Raw genomic sequence first — 22558 nt, 5'->3', positions numbered from 1 at the left:
GGTTCTTAGAAGTGCTTAACGGTGTCTACCCCGTGGCGGCGACGATCTGGGCCCAGCCCGCCTCGTCGATTACTTCGATCCCGAGCTCGGCGGCCTTCTTGAGTTTGCTCCCCGCCCCCGGACCCGCGACAACGAGATCGGTCTTCGCGCTGACCGAGCCCGCGGCCTTGGCGCCCAGCCGCTCGGCCTGCGCCTTCGCCTCGTCGCGGCTCATGGTTTCGAGCTTGCCAGTGAAGACCACGGTCTTGCCTGCGACGGGGCTGTCGAGCGTCTCGACGATATAGGGCGGCGGGCGGACTTCGGACAGCAGGTCGTCCCACACAGCGACGTTGTGCGGCTCGTGAAGGAAATCGCCCAGCGCCTCGACCACCGCGCTACCGATCCCGTCGATTGAAAGGAGACGGGCGCGGGCTTCAAGCCCCTCCCCTTCAGGGGAGGGGTTGGGGTGGGGAATGTCATCGTCCGGGGTCGAGGTGACAGTCCCCACCCCTTCCGCGCTTTCGGCGCTCCTTCCCCTCCCCAGAAGAGGAGGGGATTGGGATGCAGCCTCAGCGGCCTCTCGCAACGCCTCCAGCGTCGCGAATTCCTTCATCAAATCCCGCGCCGTGACCGCGCCGACGTGGCGGATGCCGAGGCCGAACAGCAGCCGCGCGGCATCGGGTTGGCGCTTGTTTTCCACCGATACCAACAGGTTATCGACAGACTTGTCCTTCCACCCTTCGAGCGCGAGAATTTCCTCGCGGCGATCCTTCAGCCGGAAGATGTCCGCCGGGCTTTCGAGCCAGCCCTTGGCGAAGAACTGGTCGATGGTCTTCTCGCCCAGCCCCTCGATATCGAGTGCGGCGCGGCTGACGAAATGCTTGAGGCGCTCGGTCCGCTGCGCCGGGCAGATTAGCCCTCCGGTGCAGCGGACATCGACCTCGCCCTCTTCGGCGACCGCTTCGCTTTGACATTCGGGGCAGTGGTCGGGGAACGCGAAAGGCGCGCGCTCTGCATCGGGCGTGAGGTTCTTCACCACCTGCGGGATCACATCCCCCGCCCGCTGGACCAGCACGCGGTCGCCCGGTCGCACGCCGAGCCGGGCGATCTCGTCGCGGTTGTGGAGCGTGACATTGGTCACCGTCACCCCGCCGACCAGCACAGGGGCGAGCCGGCCCACAGGCGTCAGCTTGCCGGTGCGGCCGACCTGGATGTCGATGCTTTCCAGCGTGGTCTCAGCCTGCTCCGCCGGGAACTTGCGCGCGATCGCCCAGCGCGGCGCCTTGGCAACGAAACCCAGACGCTGCTGGTAGTCGAGCCGGTCGACCTTGTAGACCACCCCGTCGATTTCGTACGGCAGATCGGGCCGCGAAGCGCCGATCGCCGCGTAGGCGGCGAGCATTTCCTCCAGCGTGTCGCAGCGGCGGAAATGCGGTGAGACCGGAAAGCCCCAGGCTGCCAATTGCCGTACGACATCGGTCTGCGTCTTTCCGGGCACCTCGCTCGCCGCGCCCCAGCCATGCGCCCAGAACCGCAGCGGACGCTTCGCGGTCACGCTTGCATCCTTCTGGCGCAGCGATCCTGCGGCGGCATTGCGCGGGTTGGCGAACAGCTTGCCGCCCGCTTCATGCTGCGCAGCATTGAGTGCGGTAAAGTCCTGTTTGGACATGTAAACCTCGCCGCGGACTTCGAACACGGCGGGATACTCCCCCTCCCCTTGGGAAGGAGTTGGGGGTTGGGGTTCGGCATCCGCGGGCGTCGCAAACCCATCCCCAACCCCTTCCCTCAAGGGAAGGGGCTTGAGCGCTTCCGGGATGTCATCGATAAACTGGACGTTCGCCGTGACATCCTCCCCCACCTGCCCGTCGCCGCGGGTCGCGGCGCGGACCAGCACGCCGTTCTCGTAGCGCAGCGAGCACGAGAGGCCGTCGATCTTGTCCTCCGCAGTGAAGGCCAGCGGCTCGCCTTCGCCGAGGTTGAGATAGCGCCGCACGCGGGCGACGAACTCGGCCACTTCCTCGTCCGAGAAAGCGTTGTCGAGGCTCATCATACGAACCTCGTGGCTGACCTTGCCGAGCGGCGAGGAAGCCACCGCATGGCCCACACCTTGGGACGGCGAATCCTCGCGCACCAGATGCGGAAACGCCGCCTCTAGCGCCTCGTTGCGCCGCACCAGCGCGTCGAATTCCTGGTCGGTGATCTCGGGATCGTCCTCGGCGTGATAGCGCCGGTTGTGATAGGCAATCTGTTTCGCCAGCCGCATCAATTCGTTGGCGGCATCGGCTTCGGTCATGTCGGAAATTTCGGTCATCACGCCGACGCCAATACCGTCACCCACAGGGTTCGGCGAGGCCTGAATCCGAGCGATTCATAAAGTCCGATCGCGCCTGCGTTGTGGGCGTAGGAATGCAGGTAGGGCACATCGCCCCGCGCCCGCTGGCCGGCCATGACCCGCATGATGAGTCGCCGGGCAAGCCCCTCCCCGCGGTACTCGGGCCAGGTGCATACTCCGCTGACTTCGGCGAGACCCGGCGCGGGCAGCATCCGCTCACCCGCCATCGCCGCCAGCCGCCCGTCGAGGTGAATCCCGTAAAACACTCCGTAGCGATGCGTCAGCGCACGCCACGGCCCCGGCTCGGTCGCTAGTGCGATTGCGGCCATTTCGGCAGAGTGCTCCTCCCCCAGCGCGAAGGTCGCGGAATCGGTCTCGGCGGGTGGTGGCGGCTCGCCATCGGCGACCATCTGCAACAGCTCCATCGTGCGCACCACCTGCGTCCCCGGCGGCGGGGTCCAGACCTCGGGCTCGATCAGCCATAGCTGATCGTCAGGGCCTTCGAGCAGCGCAGCGAGCGCGGCCTGCGCTCCCGCTCCGCCATCGCGCGCCGCAGCAAAGGGTCCATAGCGCGGATCGACCCGCAGCGCGTGCTCGCCGCCCTGCGCCAGATGCGCCAACCGTCCGTGCAGCATGTGCCACACCTGCCGGTCGAGGGGCGAAGCATCGAGCGCCACCTACCGCCCCTTGAGCACTTCCAGCATTGCCGCCTCGTTGCGCTCGTACACCGGATGGCCCGGGGTGATGATGTCGAAGTGGCTCGCATCGGGGTTGGCCACCGTCACGACCTTCGCGCCCGCAGCGCCGATGGCGGCGAGCGTTTCCTGCGAGGGGGCCGGCAGCCTCGCCTGCACGAACAGCACTTCCTCCAGCTGCGGCGCACTGCTGCGCGGAGAAATCGCGGCATAGCGCGCGGCGGCCTTGGCAGGCGTGCCGCCCATGAACGGATCGACGGCGGAGAACTGGCACAGCGCATCGAACGCCGATGCCTCCGCCCCGATATCGCCCGGCCCGTCGAGCACGATCGCGGCGCGCGCCTTGACCGGCGTCCTGGCTCCGGTCGGCCCGGCCGCACCGCTCTCGGACGCGAGCCACAGCGCCGGAAGCGCACCCGCCGAGTGGCCGACCAACGTCACCCGCCCGCGGTCGACGGGGTAGTCCTGCGCCACCCGGTCGATCAGCGCCGATGCCGCCTGCCAGTCCTTGAAGCTGCCCGGCCAGCCGCCACCGTCGCCCACTTCGCGATAATCGACGTTGAGCGTCGCAATCCCCTGCTCCTGCCAGCGAGTCGCGAGCGCGGCCATATAGGCGGTGTCGGCCACGCCCTGCTTCCAGCACCCGCCGTGCCAGATCACCGCGAGCGGGAACGGGCCTTCGCCTTTGGGCAGCCGCAGTTCGGCATAATCACGCGGGCGCTCGCCGAAGCGTAGCACCGCGTCGGGTTTCGAGGGACTGAGGTTTGCGTCGGTTCCCCACGCCGCCCCGCCCGCGCTCAGCACATGGTCGCTCATCGCCCCTCCCTTGTCGGCGCAGCCCACGGCAGCTAGCGCCAGGATAGCCAGCCAGCCAAGCCTCAAAGCCCCGCCCCGCCCAGCGGTCTGGTTTCGACCCGCGTCCCGAAGCCGCCGATGATCGGCCGCGCCTTGCCGATCGCGGCCTGCACGGCGGGAAGCCTCAGGCTGTCATCATGCGCCTGCTTCGAGGTCCACACCTCGCTGACCCACACCGAATCCGACTCCTCGACCCCGAGCGAGACGAGATAGGCAAGATTGCCCGGCATCCGGCTGGCGGACGCTTCGAGCAATATCTCCGCCAACTCGCGCCCCTTGCCCGGCGCGGCCTTGATCTCCCCGATCAGGCCGTAGAGATTATCGAGATCGAGTTCTTCCATGGCGAAAGCTCCTGACTTGGGCGCGCATGCGGCGAGGAGTGTGAGGGCGGAGGCACCGATGAACGTCCGGCGGGTGGTGATCATCTAAGCCCCCTCCTCTTCAGAGGAGGGGGTCGGGGGGTGGTGCAGCGACGTCTGACCCATCACACCCCCTCCAGCAGCCGGTCTGCCTGCGCCCTCGCCTCGCTGGTGATCTCCGCGCCGCTGAGCATGCGGGCGATCTCTTCCTGCCGGCCCGCCGCGTCGAGCAGCGCGACGCTGGTCTTGGTAACCGTGCCCTCGCTCGACTTGGCGATAACATAGTGCGTGCCGCCGCGCGCGGCGACCTGGGGGGAGTGCGTCACGGCGAGCAACTGCCCGTCCGCCGCCAGCCGCGCCAGTCGTTCGCCGATCGCGCTTGCTACTGCGCCGCCGACGCCGCGGTCGATCTCGTCGAAGATCACCGTCGCCGCGCCGCCCTTCTCAGCCAGCGCGACCTTCAATGCGAGGATGAAACGCGAGAGTTCTCCGCCGCTGGCGATCTTGCCGAGCGGGGCGAAATCCGCGCCCGGATTGGTCGCGATGAGGAATTCGACCGCGTCGATCCCGCTCGCGCCCCACTTGTCCTGCGGCAGCTCCTCGACCCTGGTCGTGAACCGCGCGGCATCGAGCTTGAGCGGCGCGAGTTCGGCCGCCACCGCCGCGTCCAGTTTCGCCGCGGCTGCGACGCGCGCATCGTGCAGCGCGCGCGCTTTGGCCGTGTAGTCCGCCGCTGCCGCCTTCTCCGCCGCTTCCAGTGCATCGAGCGCCGCCTCGCCGCCTTCAATCGCGTCGAGCGCGGCGCGCATGGTGCGCATCCTTTCGGGCAGTTCGTCGACCTCGCAGCGGTGCTTGCGGGCGAGCGCGCGCAGTTCGAACAGCCGCGTTTCCGCAGCGTCGAGCGCGGCGGGATCGTGGACCAGCGCTTCGCCCGCCTTTTCCAGCTTCTCCTCCGCCTCGCCCGCTTCGATCACCGCGCGGTCGAGCGCGGCGAGCGCTTCGGCCAGCAGCGGGTGCTCGGGCGCAATCCGGTCGAGCTTGCGCGCGGCGACCCGCAGCGCGGCGAGCGGCGAATCCGATCCGTCCCACATACGGCGCAATTCCTCGAGCTCACCCGAAAGCCGCTCGCCCTTTTGCATGTCGGAGCGGGCCGAGGCGAGCCGCGCTTCCTCGCCCGCCTGCGGTTCCAGCGCGGTCAGTTCGGCGAGATGGGCGAGCAGCAGGTCCTGGTCGGCCTTGGCCTGGTCGATCTCGTCGCGCGCGGCGGTGAGCTTCGCGCCCGCATCCTGCCACTTGCGCCATGCCGCCGCGACGCCATCGACCGCACCCCTGGCGTAGCGGTCGAGCAAGGCACGGTGGCCGCGCGGATTGACGAGGCCGCGGTCGTCGTGCTGGCCGTGCAGTTCGACAAGCGCGCCGCCGATTTCGCGCAGCAGGGCGACCCCGACCGGCTGGTCGTTGATCCACGCCTTGCTGCCGCCGTCGGCCCTGACCTGCCGCCGGATGATCAGCGGTTCGCCCGGCTCGATTTCGATTTCGGCATCGTCCAGCGCGTCGACGATCGCATTCGGCCAGCCGTCATTCCAGCGAAAGCTGGAATCGCTTTCTGCGAAGTCCGACGGTTCCGATGGCGATCCCAGCTTTCGCTGGGATGACGCGAACTGGAACGTCGCCGTCACGCTCGCTTTGTCTTCCCCCGCGCGGACCAGCGCGGTTTCGGCGCGGTTGCCGAGCACCAGCCCCAGCGCGTCGAGCAGGATCGACTTGCCCGCCCCGGTCTCGCCGGTCAGCACGCCCAGCCCGCGCCGGAAATCGAGTTCCAGCGCCTCGATCAGCACGATGTTGCGGATGGCGAGATGGGTCAGCATGGCCGACCCATCCCCTAGAGCATCGCTACAGGTTCGTCATCCGTTCTTGGCGCTTTGCAAACAGCTAGCTGTCGGCGCTCTCCGGCTCCACGGCGGGCCAGTCAGGCTCCTCCTGCCCCTTGGTCTTCCACAGCGAATAGAGCACCCCTGCCGCGATCAGCGCCGCGGTGACGGCAAGGCTGATCCACGCGGGGAACTTGTCCTCGCCCAGCAGGAAGTCGCTGACGAAAATCTTCGAGCCGATGAACACCAGCACCGCCGCCAGCGCATATTTCAGATAGTGGAAGCGGTGGACCATCGCGGCGAGCGCGAAGTAGAGCGCACGCAAACCGAGGATCGCGAAGATGTTGCTGGTGTAGACGATAAAGGTGTCGGTGGTGATGGCGAAGATCGCCGGCACGCTGTCGACCGCGAAGACGAGGTCGGCGAGGTTGATCACCACCAGCGCGAGGAACAGCGGGGTCGCCGCGCGGACCATCCTACCGGTCTTCGCATCGGGCACTTTCACGAAAAACTTCTGCGCGTGAAGCTCGGGTGTCACCCGCATGTGGCGGCTGATCCACTTGACCACCGGGTTGTTGCCGACGTCCATCGGCTTATCCCCGACGAAGAACATCTTGATGCCGGTGAACACCAGGAACGCGGCGAAGATGTAGAGCACCCAGTAGGCCTCGGCGAGCAGCGCCGCGCCGCCGGCGATCATCAGCCCGCGCAGCACGATCACCGCCATGATGCCCCACAAGAGCGCGCGGTACTGGTATTTCGCGGGGATCGCGAAATAGGTAAAGATCAGGCTGATGACGAAGACATTGTCGATCGACAGCGCCTTCTCGATGAAGAAGCCGGTAAAATAGGCCATGCCGGATTCGGCCCCGCGCTCGAACCACACCCAGACGCCGAACAGCAGCGCGACCGAGATGTAGAACACCGACAGCTTGAGACTTTCGGCAATGCCGAGTTCGCGGTCTTCCTTGTGGAGTGCGCCGAGATCGAATGCGGTCAGCGCGATGACGATTGTGAGGAAGGCGGCCCAGAACCACACCGGGGTTCCGAGCCAGTCGGCAAACAGGAATTCCATCAGGTGTTACCCCTCTAGATGGTCTTTATGTGATAATTGAAAGGCGAGCGGTCAGGCCGCTTGCGGCACCCCGAGCAGCCGCCGCAGCGCCTGCTTTACACGGTGCTCCTTGTGCGCGAGGTGCGACAGCGCCTGCACGTCGGGCCGCCGCTTGCGCAGCTCCAGCCGGATGCGCTCATCGATCCGCTGGTGGATCTGGGTCAGTCTGAAAAATCGGGCCTTCATCGTTGTCTCCGTGATCGAAGCTTGTGTCGATCGAACAACCGAAGGCGCTGAGGGGGAATGGGAGGGGATAGGCCCGTCAGTCGCGCATCGGTTGTCCGATGCGGTCCGACATCACAGGCATCCGAAGACTGCCTGCCAGAGGGGCCCGGTCCGCAACACCTTCAATAGGCGAGGCGGACAAAGGTTCCAAGGGGGTGCGAAAAAATTTTCGCGCGCGGCAGGATGCTCAGCTCGCGGCGAGCGCCGGGGCGCGCTTTTCCATCAGGTCGTAGGCCTTGTCGTACCACTCGCTGCCCGGATAGTTCGCGCCCAGCACGGCGGCGTATTTCTGCGCCTCTTCCGGGATGCCCAGCGCGAGGTTGGATTCGACCAGCCGGTAGAGCGCCTCGGGCGCGTGGCTGGTGGTCTGGTAGGTATCGACCACGTTCTGGAACCGCAGCTGCGCGGCAAGCCAGCGGCCCGAGCGCTGGTAGAAGCGGCCGATTTCCATTTCCTTGCCCGCGAGGTGATCGTTGACCAGGTCGAGCTTGAGCCGCGCGTCGGCGGCATATTCGCTCTGCGGGAAGCGGCGGTTGACCTCGGTCAGCGCGGCGCGCGCCTGGTCGGTGATCTTCTGGTCGCGGGTGACGTCGCTGATCTGCTCGTAGTAGCTCAGCGCGATCAGGTAGTAGGCATACGGGGCATCTTTATTCCCCGGGTGGATCGACAGGAAGCGCTGCGCGCTCTGGATCGATTTGTTGTAATCGCGTGCGACGTAATAGCTGAAGGCGCTCATCAGCTGGGCGCGGCGGGCCCAGGGCGAATAGGGATGCTGCCGCTCGGTCTCGTCGAACAGCGCGGCGGCGAGCGGCGCATTGCCGGTATCGAGCCGCCTCTTGGCTTCGAAGTAGAGCGATTCCACGTCGCGCGCGACATAGGCGGTGTCTTGCGGTCCGTCACTGCCGCCGGCGCAGGCCGACAGCAGGAGGGTGGAAGCGCAGCCGATGCTGAGCAGGGCGGCCTTGGGCGAAACGCGCGGGAGACTGATCATGGACCGAGCCTATAACCGCGCCCTCGCTGAACGCCAAGTGAAGTTGCGCACGGCGCCCACAGCCGTGCAGGGGCCATGCCGCCAGCTTGCAGCGGGATAGGTTTTTGTTTGTCGCGCGCTTCGGGTGCCGGCCTATGCTATGGAGCAGGAAGAGCACGCCATGAACGACCAGACCCTCGATCCCGCGATCCATATCCGCCAGCTGGGCACCCGTGCCCGGACCGCCGCGCGCGCGCTGATGGCGGCCAGCACCGACACCAAGAACCTTGCTCTGCGAGAAGCGGCGAAGGCCTTGCGCGAGGGCACGCGAGCGATTGTCGAAGCCAATGCGGCCGATGTCGCAAGCGTCGAAGGCTTGAAGCCTGCCAGCTTCATCGACCGTCTACTGCTCGACGAGGCGCGGGTCGAAGCGATGGCCACCGCGCTGGAGGAGATCGCCGAACTGCCCGATCCCGTCGGGCGCGTGCTGGCGACGTTCGAGCGGCCCAACGGCCTCACGATCGAGCGCGTCGCGGTGCCGATCGGGGTGATCGGCATGATCTACGAATCGCGCCCCAATGTCGGCGCGGATGCCAGCGCGCTGTGCCTCAAGAGCGGCAATGCGGTGATCCTGCGCGGCGGGAGCGAAAGCCGGTATTCGACCCGCGAAATCGTCGCCTGCATGCGCACCGGACTCAAGGAAGCGGGCCTGCCCGAGGATGCGGTGCAAACCGTGCAGACGACCAGCCGCGACGCCGTCGCCGCGCTGCTCAAGGCGGACGAATACATCGACCTGGTGATCCCCCGCGGCGGGCGCGGGCTCGTCGAGCTGGTGCGCGACCAGGCCAGCGTTCCGACGCTGCTGCACCTCGACGGCAATTGCCACGCCTATGTCCATGCCAGCGCCGATATCGCCAAGGCGATCGAGGTCATCCGCAACGCCAAGCTGCGCCGGCTGGGCGTCTGCGGCGCGCTCGAAAGCCTGGTGGTGGACCGGGCGATTGCGCCGGATTTCGTCCCTGCCCTCGCCGAAGCCATCGCCGCCGACTGCGAGCTGCGCGGCGACGCGGAAGCCTGTGCGCTTGATGTCCGGCTCGTCCCCGCAAGCGAGGCTGACTGGGAAACCGAATATCTCGAGGCGATCCTCAGCGTGAAACTGGTCGAGGGCATCGACCAGGCGATCGACTGGGTCGAAACCCACGGCAGCCATCACACCGAAACCATCCTTGCCGAAGACGCCGAGGCCGCGCGCCGCTTCATGACTGCGGTCGACAGCGCGATCGTGATGCACAACGCCAGCACCCAGTTCGCCGACGGCGGCGAATTCGGCATGGGCGCGGAGATAGGCATCGCCACCGGCAAGATGCACGCGCGCGGCCCGGTCGGGCTGGAGCAATTGTGCAGCTTCAAATATCTCGTCCACGGCAGCGGGCAGACCCGGCCCTGACCCGGCAGCCGAGCTCGCCCTTCCCCGGCGCGCACGCGGGTGATAGACTTCGCGCCTGATCGGGGGAGTCGCGAATATGCTGCTAAATGTGATCCGGCTGAGTGCGTGCGCCCTCGCCCTGCTCGCCGCACCTGCTGCGGCCGAAACGCTCGAGGAGCTCGACGCACTGGCGCAAACCTCGCAGGACGAAGCGCTCGGCATCCAGCTCGCACAGCAGCAGGCGGCGCGGGGCGAATTCCTCGATGCGCTGGCGACGCTCGAGCGGGTGCTCGCGGTGCATCCCAAGTCCGACCCCGCGCGGCTGCTCCACGCGGTCTACCTGTGCCGGGTGGACGACAAGCTCGGCGCGGCGGTCGAGTTCGACAAGCTCCGGCGCAAGAAATATTCCGACGCACAATGGGCCGAGGCACTGGCGCAATGCGGCTTCAGCGAAGCGGGGAACTGAGCCATGCTGCTGCACCGCTTCCCCCGCCTGCGACTCGCCATCGCCGCGCTGACCGGATTTACCCTGGTGGCCGGCCCTGCTGCCTCGCAGGCGGTGCAGGTCGGCACCGCTTCGACCGTCACCGGCGAAGTAACGCTGAGCAATGCGCAGACGCCCAAGCCAAAGAAGATCCGCTTGCAGCAACGCTTCGCCTGGGGTGACACCGTGCGCACCGGATCGAAGAGCAAGCTGCAGATCCTGCTGCTCGACCGGTCGAGCCTGACGATGGGCAGCAAGTCGCGGCTGACCATCGACCGCTTCGTCTACGACCCGAGCGAAGGGCGCAACTTCAGCGTCGGGATTGCCAAGGGTGCGTTCCGCTTCATGTCGGGCCGCCGCGACGCGCGCTCCGGCGGGCGGCTCAATTCGCCCTCCGGCTCGATCGGCATTCGCGGGACTGCGGTCGATATCGTAGTCGGCGAGAACGCGGTCGAGATCGCCAAGGACGAAGAAGCGATCGGCAAGGTACGGCATGACGAAGACAGCGCCATGCTGGTGGTGCTGCGCGGACCCGGCGCGGCGACCGAAGGCGGCCTGTCGGTCGGCGCGGCGGATGTGACGGGGGCGACGCAGACCGTCTCGCTCACCGCGCCATCCTTCGCCGCCTATATCCCGCGCTCGGGAGCCGAACCGATCGGCCCGTTCCGCATCTCGCCCGCGGGGCTTTCGCGGGTGCAGGACCTGCTCGCCCCCAATGTCGCGCGGGCGAACGGCAAGGGCCCGCTCGAAAAGCTGCTCCCCGCGCTGGGGATCGCTGCGGGAATCGCGGTCGGCGTCGCGATCCTGAGCGACGGCGACGACGATCCGGGCACGACCAATACCACCCCGACCAATCCCACAGCGGATGACGCATACTGCCGCCAGAACCCCAATTCGCCCGATTGCCAGTAGGCTTTCGCGTGGCGCTTGGGGGAACGGACAATTCGCTTTACCGGCGTTGCGGGCGCGCGCAGTAGGCCCCCGATGCGAGCGCTGCGCGATCCGATTCGGCTGATCCCCCTGTTGTTTCTCGCGGCCATCCTGATCGGCACCGCGCTGCTCAGCCTGCCGATCGCGACTGCGGGCGAGGATGCAGCGCCGCTGCTCACCGCGCTGTTCACCGCGACCTCGGCGGTGTCGGTCACCGGGCTGATCGTCACCGACACCCCGACCTACTGGTCGCCGTTCGGCCAGGTCGTCATCCTGCTGCTGTTCCAGATCGGCGGGTTCGGGATCATGACCGCCGCGACGCTGTTCGGGCTGATGGCGGGGCGCAGCTTCGGCCTGCGCCAGCGGATAGCGACGCAAGTCGAGCGAAGCCGGCTCGAGACCGGCGACACCGCCTCGGTGCTCAAGCTGGTGCTGGCGATCACGCTGGTAGTCGAGGGGCTGGTCGCGCTGATCCTCACGCTGCAATTCGCCTTTTCCTACGGCATGCCGCCGGGCGAAGCGCTGTGGCACGGCGTGTTCCATTCGGTCAGCGCGTTCAACAATGCCGGATTTTCTAGTTTCTCGGACAGTGTGATGAGTTACCAGAGCGATCCCGTCATCCTCGGCCCGATCATGCTCTCGATCATCCTCGGCGCGCTCGGCTTTCCGGTGTTTCAGGATTTCCGCGCCAGGCGCATGGACTGGCGGCGCTGGTCGCTGCACACCAAGATGACGGTCACCGCCACCCTCGGCCTGCTGGTGGCGGGTTTCGCCGCAATGCTGGCGATGGAGTGGGACAATCCCGCCACGCTCGGGCCGATGAGCCTCGGCTCCAAGATCCTCAACGCCGCTTTCCATTCGGTCATGCCGCGCACCGCCGGGTTCAACAGCCTCGACGTCGGCAGTTTCGAGCAGGAAACGCTGATGGCGAACTATTTCCTGATGTTCATCGGCGGCGGCAGCGCCGGCACCGCGGGCGGGATCAAGGTGACGACCTTCGCCGTGCTGTTCGCGATCGTGCTGTCGGAAATCCTCGGCCGCCGCGATGCGGGCATGTTCGGCCGCCGCTTCGGCCATGCGGTCGAGCGGCAGGCGCTGGCGATCACCGCGCTGGCCGGCGCGCTGGTGTTCGGCGCGACGACCTATATCGCCTCGATTACCACCCTCCCGCTGGAGGAAGTGCTGTTCGAATGCATCTCCGCCTTCGCCACCGTCGGCATGTCGACCGGGATCACCGCCGACCTGCCGCCGAGCGCGCAGCTCGTGATCATCGCGCTGATGTTCATTGGGCGGGTGGGAACCATCACCGTCGCCACTGCACTTGCGCTCGGAAGGCGCGAGCGCCCCTACCGCTTTGCCGAGGAGAACCCGATTGTCGGCTGATACATTGAAACCCGTCCTCGTTGTCGGCCTCGGCCGGTTCGGCGGCGCCGTCGCGCGCACGCTCGAACGCATGGGTCACGAGGTGCTCGGAGCGGACATGGACCCGCTGCTGGTGCAGGAGTTCTCGCGCGACCTGACCACCGTGGTCGAGGCCGACTGCACCGATGCCGCGACGCTGGAGAAGCTGGGCGTGCGCGACTTCGCCGCCGCGGTCGTCGCCATCGGGACCGACATCGAGGCGAGCGTGCTGACCGTTCTCGCGCTGTCCGACCTCGGCCTCTCAAACATCTGGGCCAAGGCGACCAACGACAAGCACGCCGCCATCCTCGAGCGGATCGGCGCGGCGCATGTCGTGTTCCCCGAACAGCGGATGGGCGAGCGCGTGGCGCATCTGCTCAACGAACGCCTGCTCGATTTCATCGCCTTCGACGACGAATTCGCCATCGCTCGGCTGAAAGCGCCCGAGCCGATCGTCGGCCTGCCGCTGGTCACCAGCGCCTGCCGCAAGAAATACGAAGTCACCGTGGTCGGGGTGAAACGCAAGGGCGAGAACTTCATCCACGCGGTGCCCGACACGATCATCTTCCCCGATGACGAGCTGGTGGTGTTGGGCAAAATCGCCGATCTCGAACGCTTCTCCGCGATGTAACGTCCCTGCCTGCGCGCGCGCTTCAGCCTTCCCCGAAGGCCGGGTGGTAGGTCACCTTGCCCGCGGGCGTTTCGCCGCTGAGGGTGAGGCACATGAAATTGGGGTTTTGCTCCGGATAGCGGTCGGAGACCAACGGCGTGCTGACGAAGCCGAAGCGCGGATAATACTCCGCATGGCCGAGCACCAGGCACGCCTCCGCGCCCAGCGCGCGCAGCCGGTCCAGCCCGGCCCGGACCAGCGCCGAGCCGATCCCCCGCCGGTGCAAGTCAGGCCGCACCGAGACCGGCGCCAGCTGGTACCACGGCCCCGCCTCGCCCCCGATCCACGCCGGCGAGAAAGCGATATGGCCGACCACCTCCCCGCCCTCCTCGGCGACCAGCGAGACCGCCAGCCCACCGCTCGCCCGCAGCCGCTCGACCAGCTCGGCCTCATCCCCGTCACTGAACGGCATGGTCGCGAAGGCGGCGGTGGTGATGGCGGAAATCGCGGGAGCGTCTGCGGGGTGCTCGTCTCGGATTAGCATGGTTGTGGGGTCCTGGTGGAAGGGCGGCGGAGAGGTCGGTGGCGCTATCGCAGTGCTATTTCAAACTAACTCAATGACTTAACTGGCCGAGGCATTTCCATGGCGTAGCCGATAGTAAGATGGGTTGGACCTTCATGGTACGGATTCTTTGCAACACTGAGCTTCCGAAGCTGATTGCTTTCATATCAATTCTGTTTGCACCTACCGCTGTCAGCCGCGCACCTTGGAGTTCACCGATCTAGACTCTGCATTGATCCTGAAATCTGCCGTGAGTTTCGCTCAATAGATGCGTAGGAGCGCCCCTAGCCGTGCTAGAGGCGCTCCGGTTAATTCGACCTCTCGATTCAGTGACCGCAGCCGACCCCGCCGCTTTGGCCGTCGCCGCAGCTGCCATCTCCATCACATCCGCCACGAAGACAGGTAGGACCGGGTTGGAAATCATTGAAGAACTTGTTCATTTTTCGAACTCCTATGGGAAAAAATACAAACATACTATTCTCTAGGGCCCTTCGATACATCGCAAGACGCAATCGGGACCGATCATGTAGCTATCGGGGAACTCCCCGTGTCCCCATAGGGGGCGCTCTCTGCACGGCCATGGATCGTCGATCCCCTCAGGATCTGTGTCCAATTTCCTCATATCGTTTTTCCTTTCTGCCGAATCATGCTCGGCGACACAGAACCTGCCCGTGGAAAAATCCGAGAAAAAGCGATCGAAATCCAATCGGATGCGCCGAATGTTCTATGGAATACGCTGACTGTTATCTGGAGCAGGTCAATGATACAGTTCGTCAGTGTCGACGTGGCACTGAAGCAGTTCATGGAGGATGAAATGGAAGCGACCAAAATTTTTCGCGCTGATCCCGGCCCGGGCGGCGCCCACGGCTAACCTTGTGGCACTAGAGCGTTGTACGCTCTAGTGCCATCCTTGCGCTTCGCACCGCGCCGAGAAGCGCGGCCCGCAACTCGTACGGAGGCGGTTCGACGACGAGACGAGCTCGCACGTTCAGGTCGTTCTTCACGAATGGCAGCATCAACTCATAGAGTTCTTCGCCCTCATGAGAGCGATCTGGGAAAGATTCTTTATTATCCCAAGAGAATAAAAGAAACTTTGTGCAGAACACCTCTCTAACTGGCCTACCAGTAATATCCGTATATAACCCGTAAAATATCTTATTTGACTCAAGTATAATAACGTCCATTAAATAGTAAATGGAGTTAGTGTAATCTGCATCTGCATATTCTATCTCCCCGACCATTCTTCCGTTCTTGTTACGCAATGGTCCGCTCTCTGATCGCTCAGTTACATAATTTCTTATTTGACTTAATATGAGGCCAGAACTTACTTCATCTTTAGAAATCGAAAATCGCTCTATTGCAATTGAATGAGTGATTGCATCGGTTGTCGAGTGACATAAATATACTCCGACATATTCCCCTACTAGAAGTTCTTCTGCAACCCCTCCTTCAGGGACACTTGGCCCTGCCTGTCCGAAATGACGACGCCGACTCAGTCGATGAACATGGATAATAGAGTCCACTCTTTCTGGATCATCTATTCCCAATACTACGGCGAAATTTTTATAACTAATAGTTATAAAATCGTGAATACTTATTGAACAGCCTTTTTTATTCAAAGCTTTAACAATCTTAGCTTTATAATTTTCGCTAATGCCGTTACCCTTATTCCATGATGCAATTGTACTTACACTCTGAACGTCCAGCTCATAACACCAATTTTCGTACGTACCCCAAAGGAACTTTGCGGCCATTAAAGCCAGCTTTTCACATTGATCGACAATCGGATAAGCACTTGGTCTCGCCATTTATGGCCCCTGTCATTCGTGTAAGAACCAGCCGTGGGTCGCGCGCGGCTTGTCGTAAATCCAATCCGTCACCATCTAATGTTGGAGGAAAGGTCGATGTTCATCAAGTGACCGTTGTTCTCCAACGACGCTAGCGCGATTGTCCAAAGACACGATTGTTGCTTATCTGGATGTTTATGCGGCGAGAGTAGCCACTTGATCAAGGGTAGGTCATCTTTGTTTTTTGATAGAGCTGCCGGTCCAAAATTGGCCCAACAGCTAGCAACAATAAATCGTAGGCCTAATGTCTGATATGGCATCGTCAGTGGAAACGATCTTGCCCCGCTCCACACTCCCCCACCTACTTACTCACCGCCTGATACACCCCGTCCCACTCCGCCCCCGGTGGCTCGGCGCGCAGCGCCTCACCCCGCTCCCGGTACAGCTCCGCCAGCGCCGAAAGCCCCGCCGCGTCATGCGCGCCCGCATGCTCGCGCAGCAGCGCCAGCGCCGTGTCCCAGTTCTGCGCGCGGTAGGCGGCGAGCATCGCGCCATGCGCTGCCGCGACCGACTGCGTCGCTGCGGTATCCGCCAGCGCCGCGTCCCCCAGCAGGGCGTAGATCGTCTCCGGCGCGTCGCGGCCGACCACCCTCACCCGGTCGAGTTCGAGCAGCGCGAAGCCGCCGAGCTGCGCGGCAAGTTCGCTGCCGATCACGATGGGCACGCCGTAGGTCTTGGACATGCCCTCCAGCCGCGAGGCGAGGTTCACCGTGTCGCCGATCAGCGAATAGCTGAGCCGCTGGCTCGATCCCATATTGCCGACGCAGCACAGGCCCGAATTCATCCCGATCCCGATCTTGACCTCGCCCGGCCACGGGGCCGAGGGATCGCGCGCCATCTGTGCATTGAGCCGGTCCAGCCGCTCGATCATCGCCAGCGCGGCCAGCGCGCCGTTGCGGGGGTGGTCGGGATCGTCGAGCGGGGCGTTCCAGAAGGCGAGGATCGCGTCGCCCATAAACTTGTCGACCGTCGCCTTGCGCGCAAGTAGCTCGTCGCACATCGGGGTGAGGAAGGCGATCAGGAAGTCGATCACCTGCTTCGGCCCCATCGCCTCGGAAATGCGCGAGAATCCGCGGATGTCGCAGAACAGCACGGTCATTTCGCGCTCCTCCCCGCCGAGTTCGAGCTTGTCGGGGTTCTCGGCGATCTGGCGCACCAGCGCGGGCGAGAGATAGCGGTCGAAAGCCTGGTGGATATAGGCGCGGCGGCGTTCCTCGCGGTTGAAGGCGAACACCGTCTGCACCGCATAGACCGCCACCAGCGCCAGTGCGGGATAGGTCGGATCGAGCAGGTAGCCTTGCCCGGTGAAGGCGAACCAGCTGCCCGCGCCGGTCAGCGCGATCCCGGCACTGCCCGCCAGCGCGCCGAGCACCGCGCCGAGCCGGGGCAGCAGTAACGCCAGCCCGCCGCCGAGCAGCAGGACGAGGAAACTCTCCAGCCCACGCGCCCAGTCCGGCCGGGTGAGGAACGCCCCGGCGAGCATCTGCTCCGCCGCCTGCGCGTGCATCACCACCCCGGGTTCGACCTGGCCGGTCGGCGTCAGCACGAGATCGCGCAGCCCGCTGGCGCTCGCGCCGACGAAGACGATGCGGTCTTCGAATTCCTCGGCCAGCTCCTCGGCCGAGGTCGCTTCGGACAGCACTTTCCACGCGGGAACGCTGCGCTCGGCGCGCGGGCCGGTGGACCACAGCCACAGCTCGCCCGCTTCGGTGGTCGGCACGACGTAGTCGCCGATCCTGAGCGAGACCACCGCGCCGGGCGCCGAACCGTCCTCGTTCGCGGCGTCGCTGGCGTTGACCAGCGTGGTGCCCGCCCCCTGCGCCACCCGAAGCGCCTCGACCGAGAGCGAGGTGACCGGCGCGCCGCCCAGCACCGCCACCAGCGGGACGCGGCGGGTCACCCCGTCGTCGTCCTCCGCCTTGGTCAGGAAGCCCGCGCCGGCTGCGCCTGCGTCGAGCCCGGCCAACGGGGCGATCACGCCGTCGTAATGCGGTACGAAGTTGTCGAGCAGCGTCCCGGCGAGCGCGACGCCCACCGGCGGCTCGTAGTCGCGCCCGCGTTGCGCCCGGGTCAGGAAATAGCCGTTGACCACCCGCGCCCGCGCGATGCTTTGCGCCAGCAGCGCGTCGTTGCCGGGCAGTTCCTCCAGCCGGTCGGCCAGCGGGCTTTCGGGGCTCTGCCGCCGCAGCGCCTGAGCGATCTGTTCGGGCGAGGTGCGATCGGCCTCGGCAAAGGCGATGTCGAAGGCGATCACCACCGCGCCCGCCCGGTCCAGCCGGTCGACCAGCCGCGCGATGTCGCTGCGCGGCCAGGGCCACTGGCCGAGCTGTTCGATCGAATCCTCGTCGATATCGACCACCCTTACCGGCGGCTCGCCATAGTCGCGCGGGGCGGCGCGCTGGTAGAGGTCGAACAGTTGCAGGCTGGGGATGCGCAGCAGCCGCAGGTCGAGCCATTGCACCAGCGCGACCGCGAGCATCGCCGCGAGGCCGACCGCGATTGCTGTTCCGTTGCGGCTCTGCCGCAGGCGCTCGAGCATACAAGGCCTCCCCCTGCCCCACCCTATGGGCGGCGGGAGAGTTTGCAAGTCGTTAGCCTTTGGGCGGCTATGGCGCGCGCAGGAGGATCCATGATGTTCGACCGGTTCAAGCAGATGTTCGCGCCCGAGATGGCGCCTCGGGGCCCGGTAACCTTCGATTTCGAAGAAGAGATCGATGCCAGCGCCGAGCGCATCTACGGCCTGCTCGACTTCGGAAGCGAGCTCTGCGCCAAGCGCGAACTCGGCCACAGTGTCGCGCTGGTCGGGCCGGATCATTACTGCTTCACCATGTGGCAGATGGCCGATCTTCCGTTCGACATCACCGTCGGCGAGGCGGTGCCGGGCGAGGTTTATGCCTATCGCGCGGTGGCGCGGAAGAAGGTCGGCCGGCTGGTGTGGAGCGAGGAGCGCCACGAGATCGAGCCGCGCGGCGACGGTTCGTGCCTCGTCCGGCTGGTGGTCGAGGCGCAGTTCGACGAGCCGATGCCGCTGGCCGAGTATGGCGAGCACGTCACGCGGATGGCGATGGGCTGCATGACCGCACTCGAGAAACTGCGGCTCCACGCCGAGCAGGGCGCGCAGGCGGTGCTCGACTACGAGGACCGGCAGTTCGGCTGACCCGCGATCGTCGTTAGCCCCAATTTAACCACCATAGGTAAGCGCACTGAAACTCAACCGGGCGCTATCTGTGTTTCTCAATGGCAGGGAGCAAAGTCATGCTGGTACGCTTGTTCAAGGATGAAAGCGGGGCAACCGCGATCGAATACGGTCTGATCGCCGCGCTGATTGCGGTTGCCGCGATCACCGCAATGCAGGGTCTGGGCAACGAATTGTCGACCACCTTCGGGACGGTCTCGACCAAGATGGGTGAAAGCAACACCGTCTGATAATCCGGCGCTGCCCTGCGCAGCGCTAGAACGTCAGCCTCGTGGTCCGCCCTTGCGGCGTGCCGGCGGTGTGGCGGCGGGTGAAGACGAGTTCGCTCCCTTCACCCGCGCACTCCGCGCCTTCCTCGACCTCCTGACCGGCGGGTGCGCGCCATTCGTTGCGGAACTCGCCGCGCTGCTTGCAGATCGCCACGTCGCCCGGCTTGCCCGACCAGTAGAGCGGCGTATCGCCATAGGTCCGCGCCCAGTAGAACACCTCCGGAAACACCGTCTGCGGGGCATTGGAATAGCGGTGGAATGGCACGTTGATGCATGCCCCCGGCTTTACTTCCCAGTATCCGTTCGCGGTCAGCCGCCCGGCATGGCGCAGCGCGAGCACCACCCACACCGATTGCGGCTGGTTGGCGTTGCACAGCGAAATCTGACGCGGCCCTTGCTCGGGCGGCGGCGCAATGTTGCGATAACGCACGAAGCTGAACCCCCCGCGCTCCTTGAGCAGCAGCCGGCCGGCATCGGCGGGCAGCTTGCGGGCATAGAGATACTGGTCGAACAGCGCGGGCTTGAACACCTTGACCTTGAACGCCCCGCGATCCCCCGCCGCGCCGCGATCGTAGCTCCTGGTCTCCCCCGCCGCGAGCATCACGCAGCCGTCGGGCGCGAGGTTGATGTCGGCGTGGCCCTTGTAGAAGCACACCCGCCGCGCCTCGCCCGAGGTGTTGCGGATCTCCACCTTCGCATCGTTCGGCACCTGCCCATGCGCCATCACCGGCGCAAACAGCGCGGCAAGGCCCAGCAACAGTCGAACGATTCTCACGGTGAAAACCCCCTTTCCCTGTGCAACCCGAAAGACGGTACCCTGGTTCCCCCGCGCTTGACCGGCAGGTGGCTGGAATCGCGCCCCTAATGTCTCGCCCGGCCTGAGTCCAAACTTAACCAAAAAGTGCTGTCCTACAGACCCATATTTGTGGCCTATACTGGCGGATGAGCAACACCGCCCCCGAATCCGCCCCAAACCCCCTCACCCTTTTCGCCCCGGTCGAGCGCCAGAAACAACGCTCGAACGGCTGGAACGAGGCCGTCCAGCGCGACTTCATCGACGCCCTGGCGAACTCCGGCTCGGTCAAGGCTGCGTGCAAAAAGGTCGGCCGCGCGACCACCGGCGCCTACCAGCTCCGCCGCCAGCCCGACGCGCGCGAATTCGCCGCCGCGTGGGACGCCGCGCTCGCCTACGGCATGCTCCGGATCGAGGACGAGGCGATCGACCGCGCGATCAACGGCACCGAGGAAACGGTCCATTACCACGGCGAACTGGTCGCCACCCGCCGCCGCTACAACGAGCGGCTGGTGATGTTCATGCTGCGCACCCGCCTGGCGGAGAAATACGGCGCCGATGGTTCTGGGGGAACCGCCCCCGGCCAGAAGGGCGCGGTGGGCAAGATGCAGCTGCGCCGGCTAAAGAAGAAATGGAAGGCGAAGTGGCGCCAAAAATGGAAGAAGAAGTGGGAGGCGCAGCTCCCCGGCAAGCGGCTGGAAAACGCGGTCGAGGGCCGCAGGCTGATCGAACAGAAACTGGGCGAGCTGCGCCAGCGCGTCCTCGCCTCGCGCGGCGAGGAATGGCGCGCGCTCACCCCCGAAACCCGCGACGCCTACCGCCACTACCAACGCCTGCGCGCCCGCGACCTGGGCTGCGAATACGAGGAGGAAAGCCACCTGCCGAGCGAAGTGACGATCGCCGCCGAGCAGACCGAAGAGGCGGCCATGCACGCCCGCAGGCGTGAGGCGGAGGAGGAGGAGAACGCGATGACGCTACCCCCGCCGGGGTGGCGGGAGGAGGATGCGGAGGCACCCGAGCCGAGCGGGCCGAGGATCAGGACGTTGAAGGATGAGGGGTGGTAGTCATAGCCTCCCCTCCCTTGAGGGAGGGGATTGAGGGGTGGGTGTACTACGCCCCCAGTTTCGTATCACACAGTAGCCCCGAGTTCCCACCTACGGTCCTTTTCATTGAGACGGGGAGATTGGGAGAGATATGCAGTACGGCAATGCCGCACATTCCCTCTTGATATCTTCTACGGCATTGCCGTATATACCAGTCTGGTATGCAGACCGTCATCGAAACCGAAAGCTATCTGCGCGACGCCAAGAACGCAAAGATGAGCGAGGAGGAGAGAACGGCTGCTGTCGATCTCGTCGCTGCCGATCCGGAGGCAGGCGATGTGATGCAGGGTACGGGCGGCGTCCGCAAAGCGCGACTTGCAGGTCGCGGCAAGGGCAAGTCCGGCGGCTATCGCATCGTCTGGTATTTCGGCGGCGGCGACATTCCGGTGTTCCTGCTGACCGTGTTCGGCAAGGACGAGAAAGCCAATTTGACCCAAGGCGAGCGTAATGCGCTTCGCTCGCTGACGAGGTCATTGAGAGAGAGTTTAGGCGCAGGATGATCCGTTTGGGCATTGAGCCCGACACCACGGCGACAGGAGGCCGATTGATCATGGGTAAAGCATTCGAAAAGATCGCAGCCGGGCTGGCCGATGCCATTGCCTATGCCGAAGGTGACACCAGCAAGGGCCGCGTCGCCGCTGGCCCCGACGTCAAGGCCATCCGCGCCAAGACCAAACTCAGCCAAGTGAAATTCGCTGCCAAACTGCGCGTGCCGGTGGGCACCGTGCGCGACTGGGAGCAACACCGCCGCTCGCCCGACGCCCCGGCACGGACGCTGCTGGGGATGGTGGATGCTGACCCTAAGACAGCGCTGGCGTTGATTGAGCGGGCGGAGTAATCAATAAACCGTCCCCGGATTTCCTTACCCCCAAAATCCCCCTCAAATTCCCCGTCGGTGGGCTCCGAGGTGAACTGCGCAAATTTGCTTAAACGTCTCACCGTTATCACCAGACTTATCAACAGTTCTTGCATTTTATAACCAAATCGGCCAACTGACCTATATGAATTTCGATCGCCGCGACTTCATCGAGGGAGAGGATGAATGGTTGTTGAGGTGACCCTGTTTGTGGTCTTCGCCCTTGTCGGATTGCTTGCCGTATTGGTGGTCGGATTGTTGTTTTCGCATCTGCGGCAGGGCCCGTCGGTTATTTCTGATCTAATTGCCAAGGGCTTCGGCATTCGAGCTTGGCTGACGGGCAATATGCCTGATCAGTACCAAGCAACATCTATCGATGTGATCGAAGGAGTGGAATTTGAATTTGACGGCCGCAAGGTATCAAAGTCGAGACAGACACGCACAACATCCGCTGAAGTCTAAGCAGGAAAGACCCAGTTATGCCAACGTCGTTTCCGGCGGAGGGGCTTGCTCCATGGGCCTCGTCACGAGTGTCCTTCGCAGGTTGGGTTCCCAATGTTCTTGGACATCTGTCGTTTAGGGTCAGGACTCATTGATTGAGCCAGAAGATGACGGTTGCGGCGATGCATATTGCTGACATGAAGGCATGCGCGCAGCGATCATAGCGTGTGTGGATGCGCC

24 protein-coding genes and 1 pseudogene are annotated in these 22558 nt (G+C 64.8%); 12 read left to right on the top strand and 13 right to left on the bottom strand.

Annotation, left to right across the window (positions count from 1 at the left end; all coding sequences use genetic code 11):
* Positions 1-25 precede the first annotated feature (25 nt).
* The 8 genes from ligA to NSO95_RS06610 all read right to left on the bottom strand — a co-directional run bounded on the left by ligA (position 26) and on the right by NSO95_RS06610 (position 8421).
* A complete protein-coding gene (ligA, locus tag NSO95_RS06645) occupies positions 26-2290 on the bottom strand; it encodes an NAD-dependent DNA ligase LigA (RefSeq protein ID WP_257595398.1) in 2265 nt (754 codons plus the stop codon).
* On the bottom strand, positions 2290-2988 hold the full coding sequence (locus NSO95_RS06640; protein ID WP_366518998.1) for a GNAT family N-acetyltransferase: 699 nt from the start codon (positions 2986-2988) through the stop codon (positions 2290-2292). The genes ligA and NSO95_RS06640 overlap by 1 nt, the downstream gene beginning before the upstream one ends.
* Entirely contained in the window at positions 2989-3822 is an 834-nt protein-coding gene (locus NSO95_RS06635; RefSeq protein WP_257595397.1) for an alpha/beta hydrolase family protein, read from the bottom strand. It abuts the gene before it with no gap.
* A 62-nt stretch (positions 3823-3884) separates the two neighbouring features.
* Positions 3885-4286, bottom strand: a complete 402-nt coding sequence (locus NSO95_RS06630) for an antibiotic biosynthesis monooxygenase family protein (protein WP_257595396.1) — start codon at positions 4284-4286, stop codon at positions 3885-3887.
* Positions 4287-4345: 59 nt separating this feature from the next.
* Positions 4346-6088 (bottom strand): DNA repair protein RecN, encoded by a 1743-nt coding sequence (locus NSO95_RS06625; RefSeq protein WP_257595395.1) that lies wholly within the window; start codon positions 6086-6088, stop codon positions 4346-4348.
* Positions 6089-6152: 64 nt separating this feature from the next.
* A complete protein-coding gene (locus NSO95_RS06620) occupies positions 6153-7166 on the bottom strand; it encodes a TerC family protein (RefSeq protein ID WP_257595394.1) in 1014 nt (337 codons plus the stop codon).
* Positions 7167-7217: 51 nt separating this feature from the next.
* Complete coding sequence (locus tag NSO95_RS06615) at positions 7218-7391, bottom strand: DUF465 domain-containing protein (protein WP_257595393.1); 174 nt, start codon at positions 7389-7391, stop codon at positions 7218-7220.
* A gap of 226 nt (positions 7392-7617) precedes the next feature.
* Positions 7618-8421: an outer membrane protein assembly factor BamD gene (locus NSO95_RS06610; protein WP_257595392.1), complete on the bottom strand. Its 804-nt coding sequence runs from the start codon at positions 8419-8421 to the stop codon at positions 7618-7620.
* Between the two features lie 160 nt (positions 8422-8581).
* On the opposite strand from NSO95_RS06610, the gene NSO95_RS06605 reads away from it, so the two are divergent.
* The 5 genes from NSO95_RS06605 to NSO95_RS06585 all read left to right on the top strand — a co-directional run bounded on the left by NSO95_RS06605 (position 8582) and on the right by NSO95_RS06585 (position 13272).
* The gene (locus tag NSO95_RS06605) at positions 8582-9847 is read left to right on the top strand and encodes a glutamate-5-semialdehyde dehydrogenase (RefSeq protein WP_257595391.1); all 1266 of its coding nucleotides are present in this window, start codon (positions 8582-8584) and stop codon (positions 9845-9847) included.
* A gap of 76 nt (positions 9848-9923) precedes the next feature.
* Positions 9924-10292 carry a hypothetical protein gene (locus NSO95_RS06600; protein ID WP_257595390.1) on the top strand — a complete coding sequence of 123 codons (369 nt, stop codon included), beginning with the start codon at positions 9924-9926 and terminating at the stop codon, positions 10290-10292.
* Between the two features lie 3 nt (positions 10293-10295).
* On the top strand, positions 10296-11222 hold the full coding sequence (locus NSO95_RS06595; RefSeq protein WP_257595389.1) for a FecR family protein: 927 nt from the start codon (positions 10296-10298) through the stop codon (positions 11220-11222).
* Positions 11223-11294: 72 nt separating this feature from the next.
* Complete coding sequence (locus NSO95_RS06590; protein WP_257595388.1) at positions 11295-12623, top strand: TrkH family potassium uptake protein; 1329 nt, start codon at positions 11295-11297, stop codon at positions 12621-12623.
* Positions 12624-12627: 4 nt separating this feature from the next.
* Complete coding sequence (locus NSO95_RS06585; RefSeq protein ID WP_257595387.1) at positions 12628-13272, top strand: potassium channel family protein; 645 nt, start codon at positions 12628-12630, stop codon at positions 13270-13272.
* 22 nt (positions 13273-13294) lie between these two features.
* On the opposite strand, the gene NSO95_RS06580 is transcribed toward NSO95_RS06585, so the two are convergent.
* The gene (locus NSO95_RS06580) at positions 13295-13795 is read right to left on the bottom strand and encodes a GNAT family N-acetyltransferase (protein ID WP_257595386.1); all 501 of its coding nucleotides are present in this window, start codon (positions 13793-13795) and stop codon (positions 13295-13297) included.
* A gap of 664 nt (positions 13796-14459) precedes the next feature.
* Between NSO95_RS06580 and NSO95_RS06575 the strand changes: the two genes are divergently transcribed.
* Positions 14460-14684 (top strand): hypothetical protein, encoded by a 225-nt coding sequence (locus NSO95_RS06575; RefSeq protein ID WP_257595385.1) that lies wholly within the window; start codon positions 14460-14462, stop codon positions 14682-14684.
* 10 nt (positions 14685-14694) lie between these two features.
* On the opposite strand, the gene NSO95_RS06570 is transcribed toward NSO95_RS06575, so the two are convergent.
* Positions 14695-15621, bottom strand: coding sequence for a hypothetical protein (locus tag NSO95_RS06570; RefSeq protein WP_257595384.1), 927 nt, complete (start codon positions 15619-15621; stop codon positions 14695-14697).
* 340 nt (positions 15622-15961) lie between these two features.
* Complete coding sequence (locus tag NSO95_RS06565; protein WP_257595383.1) at positions 15962-18199, bottom strand: CHASE2 domain-containing protein; 2238 nt, start codon at positions 18197-18199, stop codon at positions 15962-15964.
* A gap of 93 nt (positions 18200-18292) precedes the next feature.
* Between NSO95_RS06565 and NSO95_RS06560 the strand changes: the two genes are divergently transcribed.
* Together NSO95_RS06560 and NSO95_RS06555 are read left to right on the top strand one after the other, a co-directional pair.
* Positions 18293-18817 (top strand): SRPBCC family protein, encoded by a 525-nt coding sequence (locus NSO95_RS06560; protein WP_257595382.1) that lies wholly within the window; start codon positions 18293-18295, stop codon positions 18815-18817.
* A gap of 98 nt (positions 18818-18915) precedes the next feature.
* Complete coding sequence (locus tag NSO95_RS06555; protein WP_257595381.1) at positions 18916-19086, top strand: Flp family type IVb pilin; 171 nt, start codon at positions 18916-18918, stop codon at positions 19084-19086.
* Between the two features lie 25 nt (positions 19087-19111).
* On the opposite strand, the gene NSO95_RS06550 is transcribed toward NSO95_RS06555, so the two are convergent.
* Positions 19112-19900 (bottom strand): DUF1036 domain-containing protein, encoded by a 789-nt coding sequence (locus NSO95_RS06550; protein ID WP_257595380.1) that lies wholly within the window; start codon positions 19898-19900, stop codon positions 19112-19114.
* Positions 19901-20067: 167 nt separating this feature from the next.
* On the opposite strand from NSO95_RS06550, the gene NSO95_RS06545 reads away from it, so the two are divergent.
* The 4 genes from NSO95_RS06545 to NSO95_RS06530 all read left to right on the top strand — a co-directional run bounded on the left by NSO95_RS06545 (position 20068) and on the right by NSO95_RS06530 (position 22339).
* The gene (locus NSO95_RS06545) at positions 20068-20982 is read left to right on the top strand and encodes a hypothetical protein (RefSeq protein ID WP_257595379.1); all 915 of its coding nucleotides are present in this window, start codon (positions 20068-20070) and stop codon (positions 20980-20982) included.
* Between the two features lie 200 nt (positions 20983-21182).
* Entirely contained in the window at positions 21183-21521 is a 339-nt protein-coding gene (locus NSO95_RS06540) for a type II toxin-antitoxin system RelE/ParE family toxin (RefSeq protein WP_257595378.1), read from the top strand.
* Positions 21522-21571: 50 nt separating this feature from the next.
* Positions 21572-21859 (top strand): helix-turn-helix domain-containing protein, encoded by a 288-nt coding sequence (locus tag NSO95_RS06535; protein ID WP_257595377.1) that lies wholly within the window; start codon positions 21572-21574, stop codon positions 21857-21859.
* Between the two features lie 204 nt (positions 21860-22063).
* Positions 22064-22339, top strand: a complete 276-nt coding sequence (locus NSO95_RS06530; RefSeq protein ID WP_257595376.1) for a hypothetical protein — start codon at positions 22064-22066, stop codon at positions 22337-22339.
* A gap of 127 nt (positions 22340-22466) precedes the next feature.
* Here NSO95_RS06530 and NSO95_RS06525 read toward each other — a convergent pair.
* Positions 22467-22558: pseudogene (locus NSO95_RS06525) on the bottom strand (IS5/IS1182 family transposase); the annotation flags it as partial.

It is taken from the genome of Parerythrobacter lacustris (genome assembly GCF_024626475.1).
Lineage (GTDB): Bacteria > Pseudomonadota > Alphaproteobacteria > Sphingomonadales > Sphingomonadaceae > Parerythrobacter_A > Parerythrobacter_A lacustris.
The sequence above is the reverse complement of the archived record's forward strand: the minus strand, read 5'-3'. Positions and strand labels throughout refer to the sequence as shown.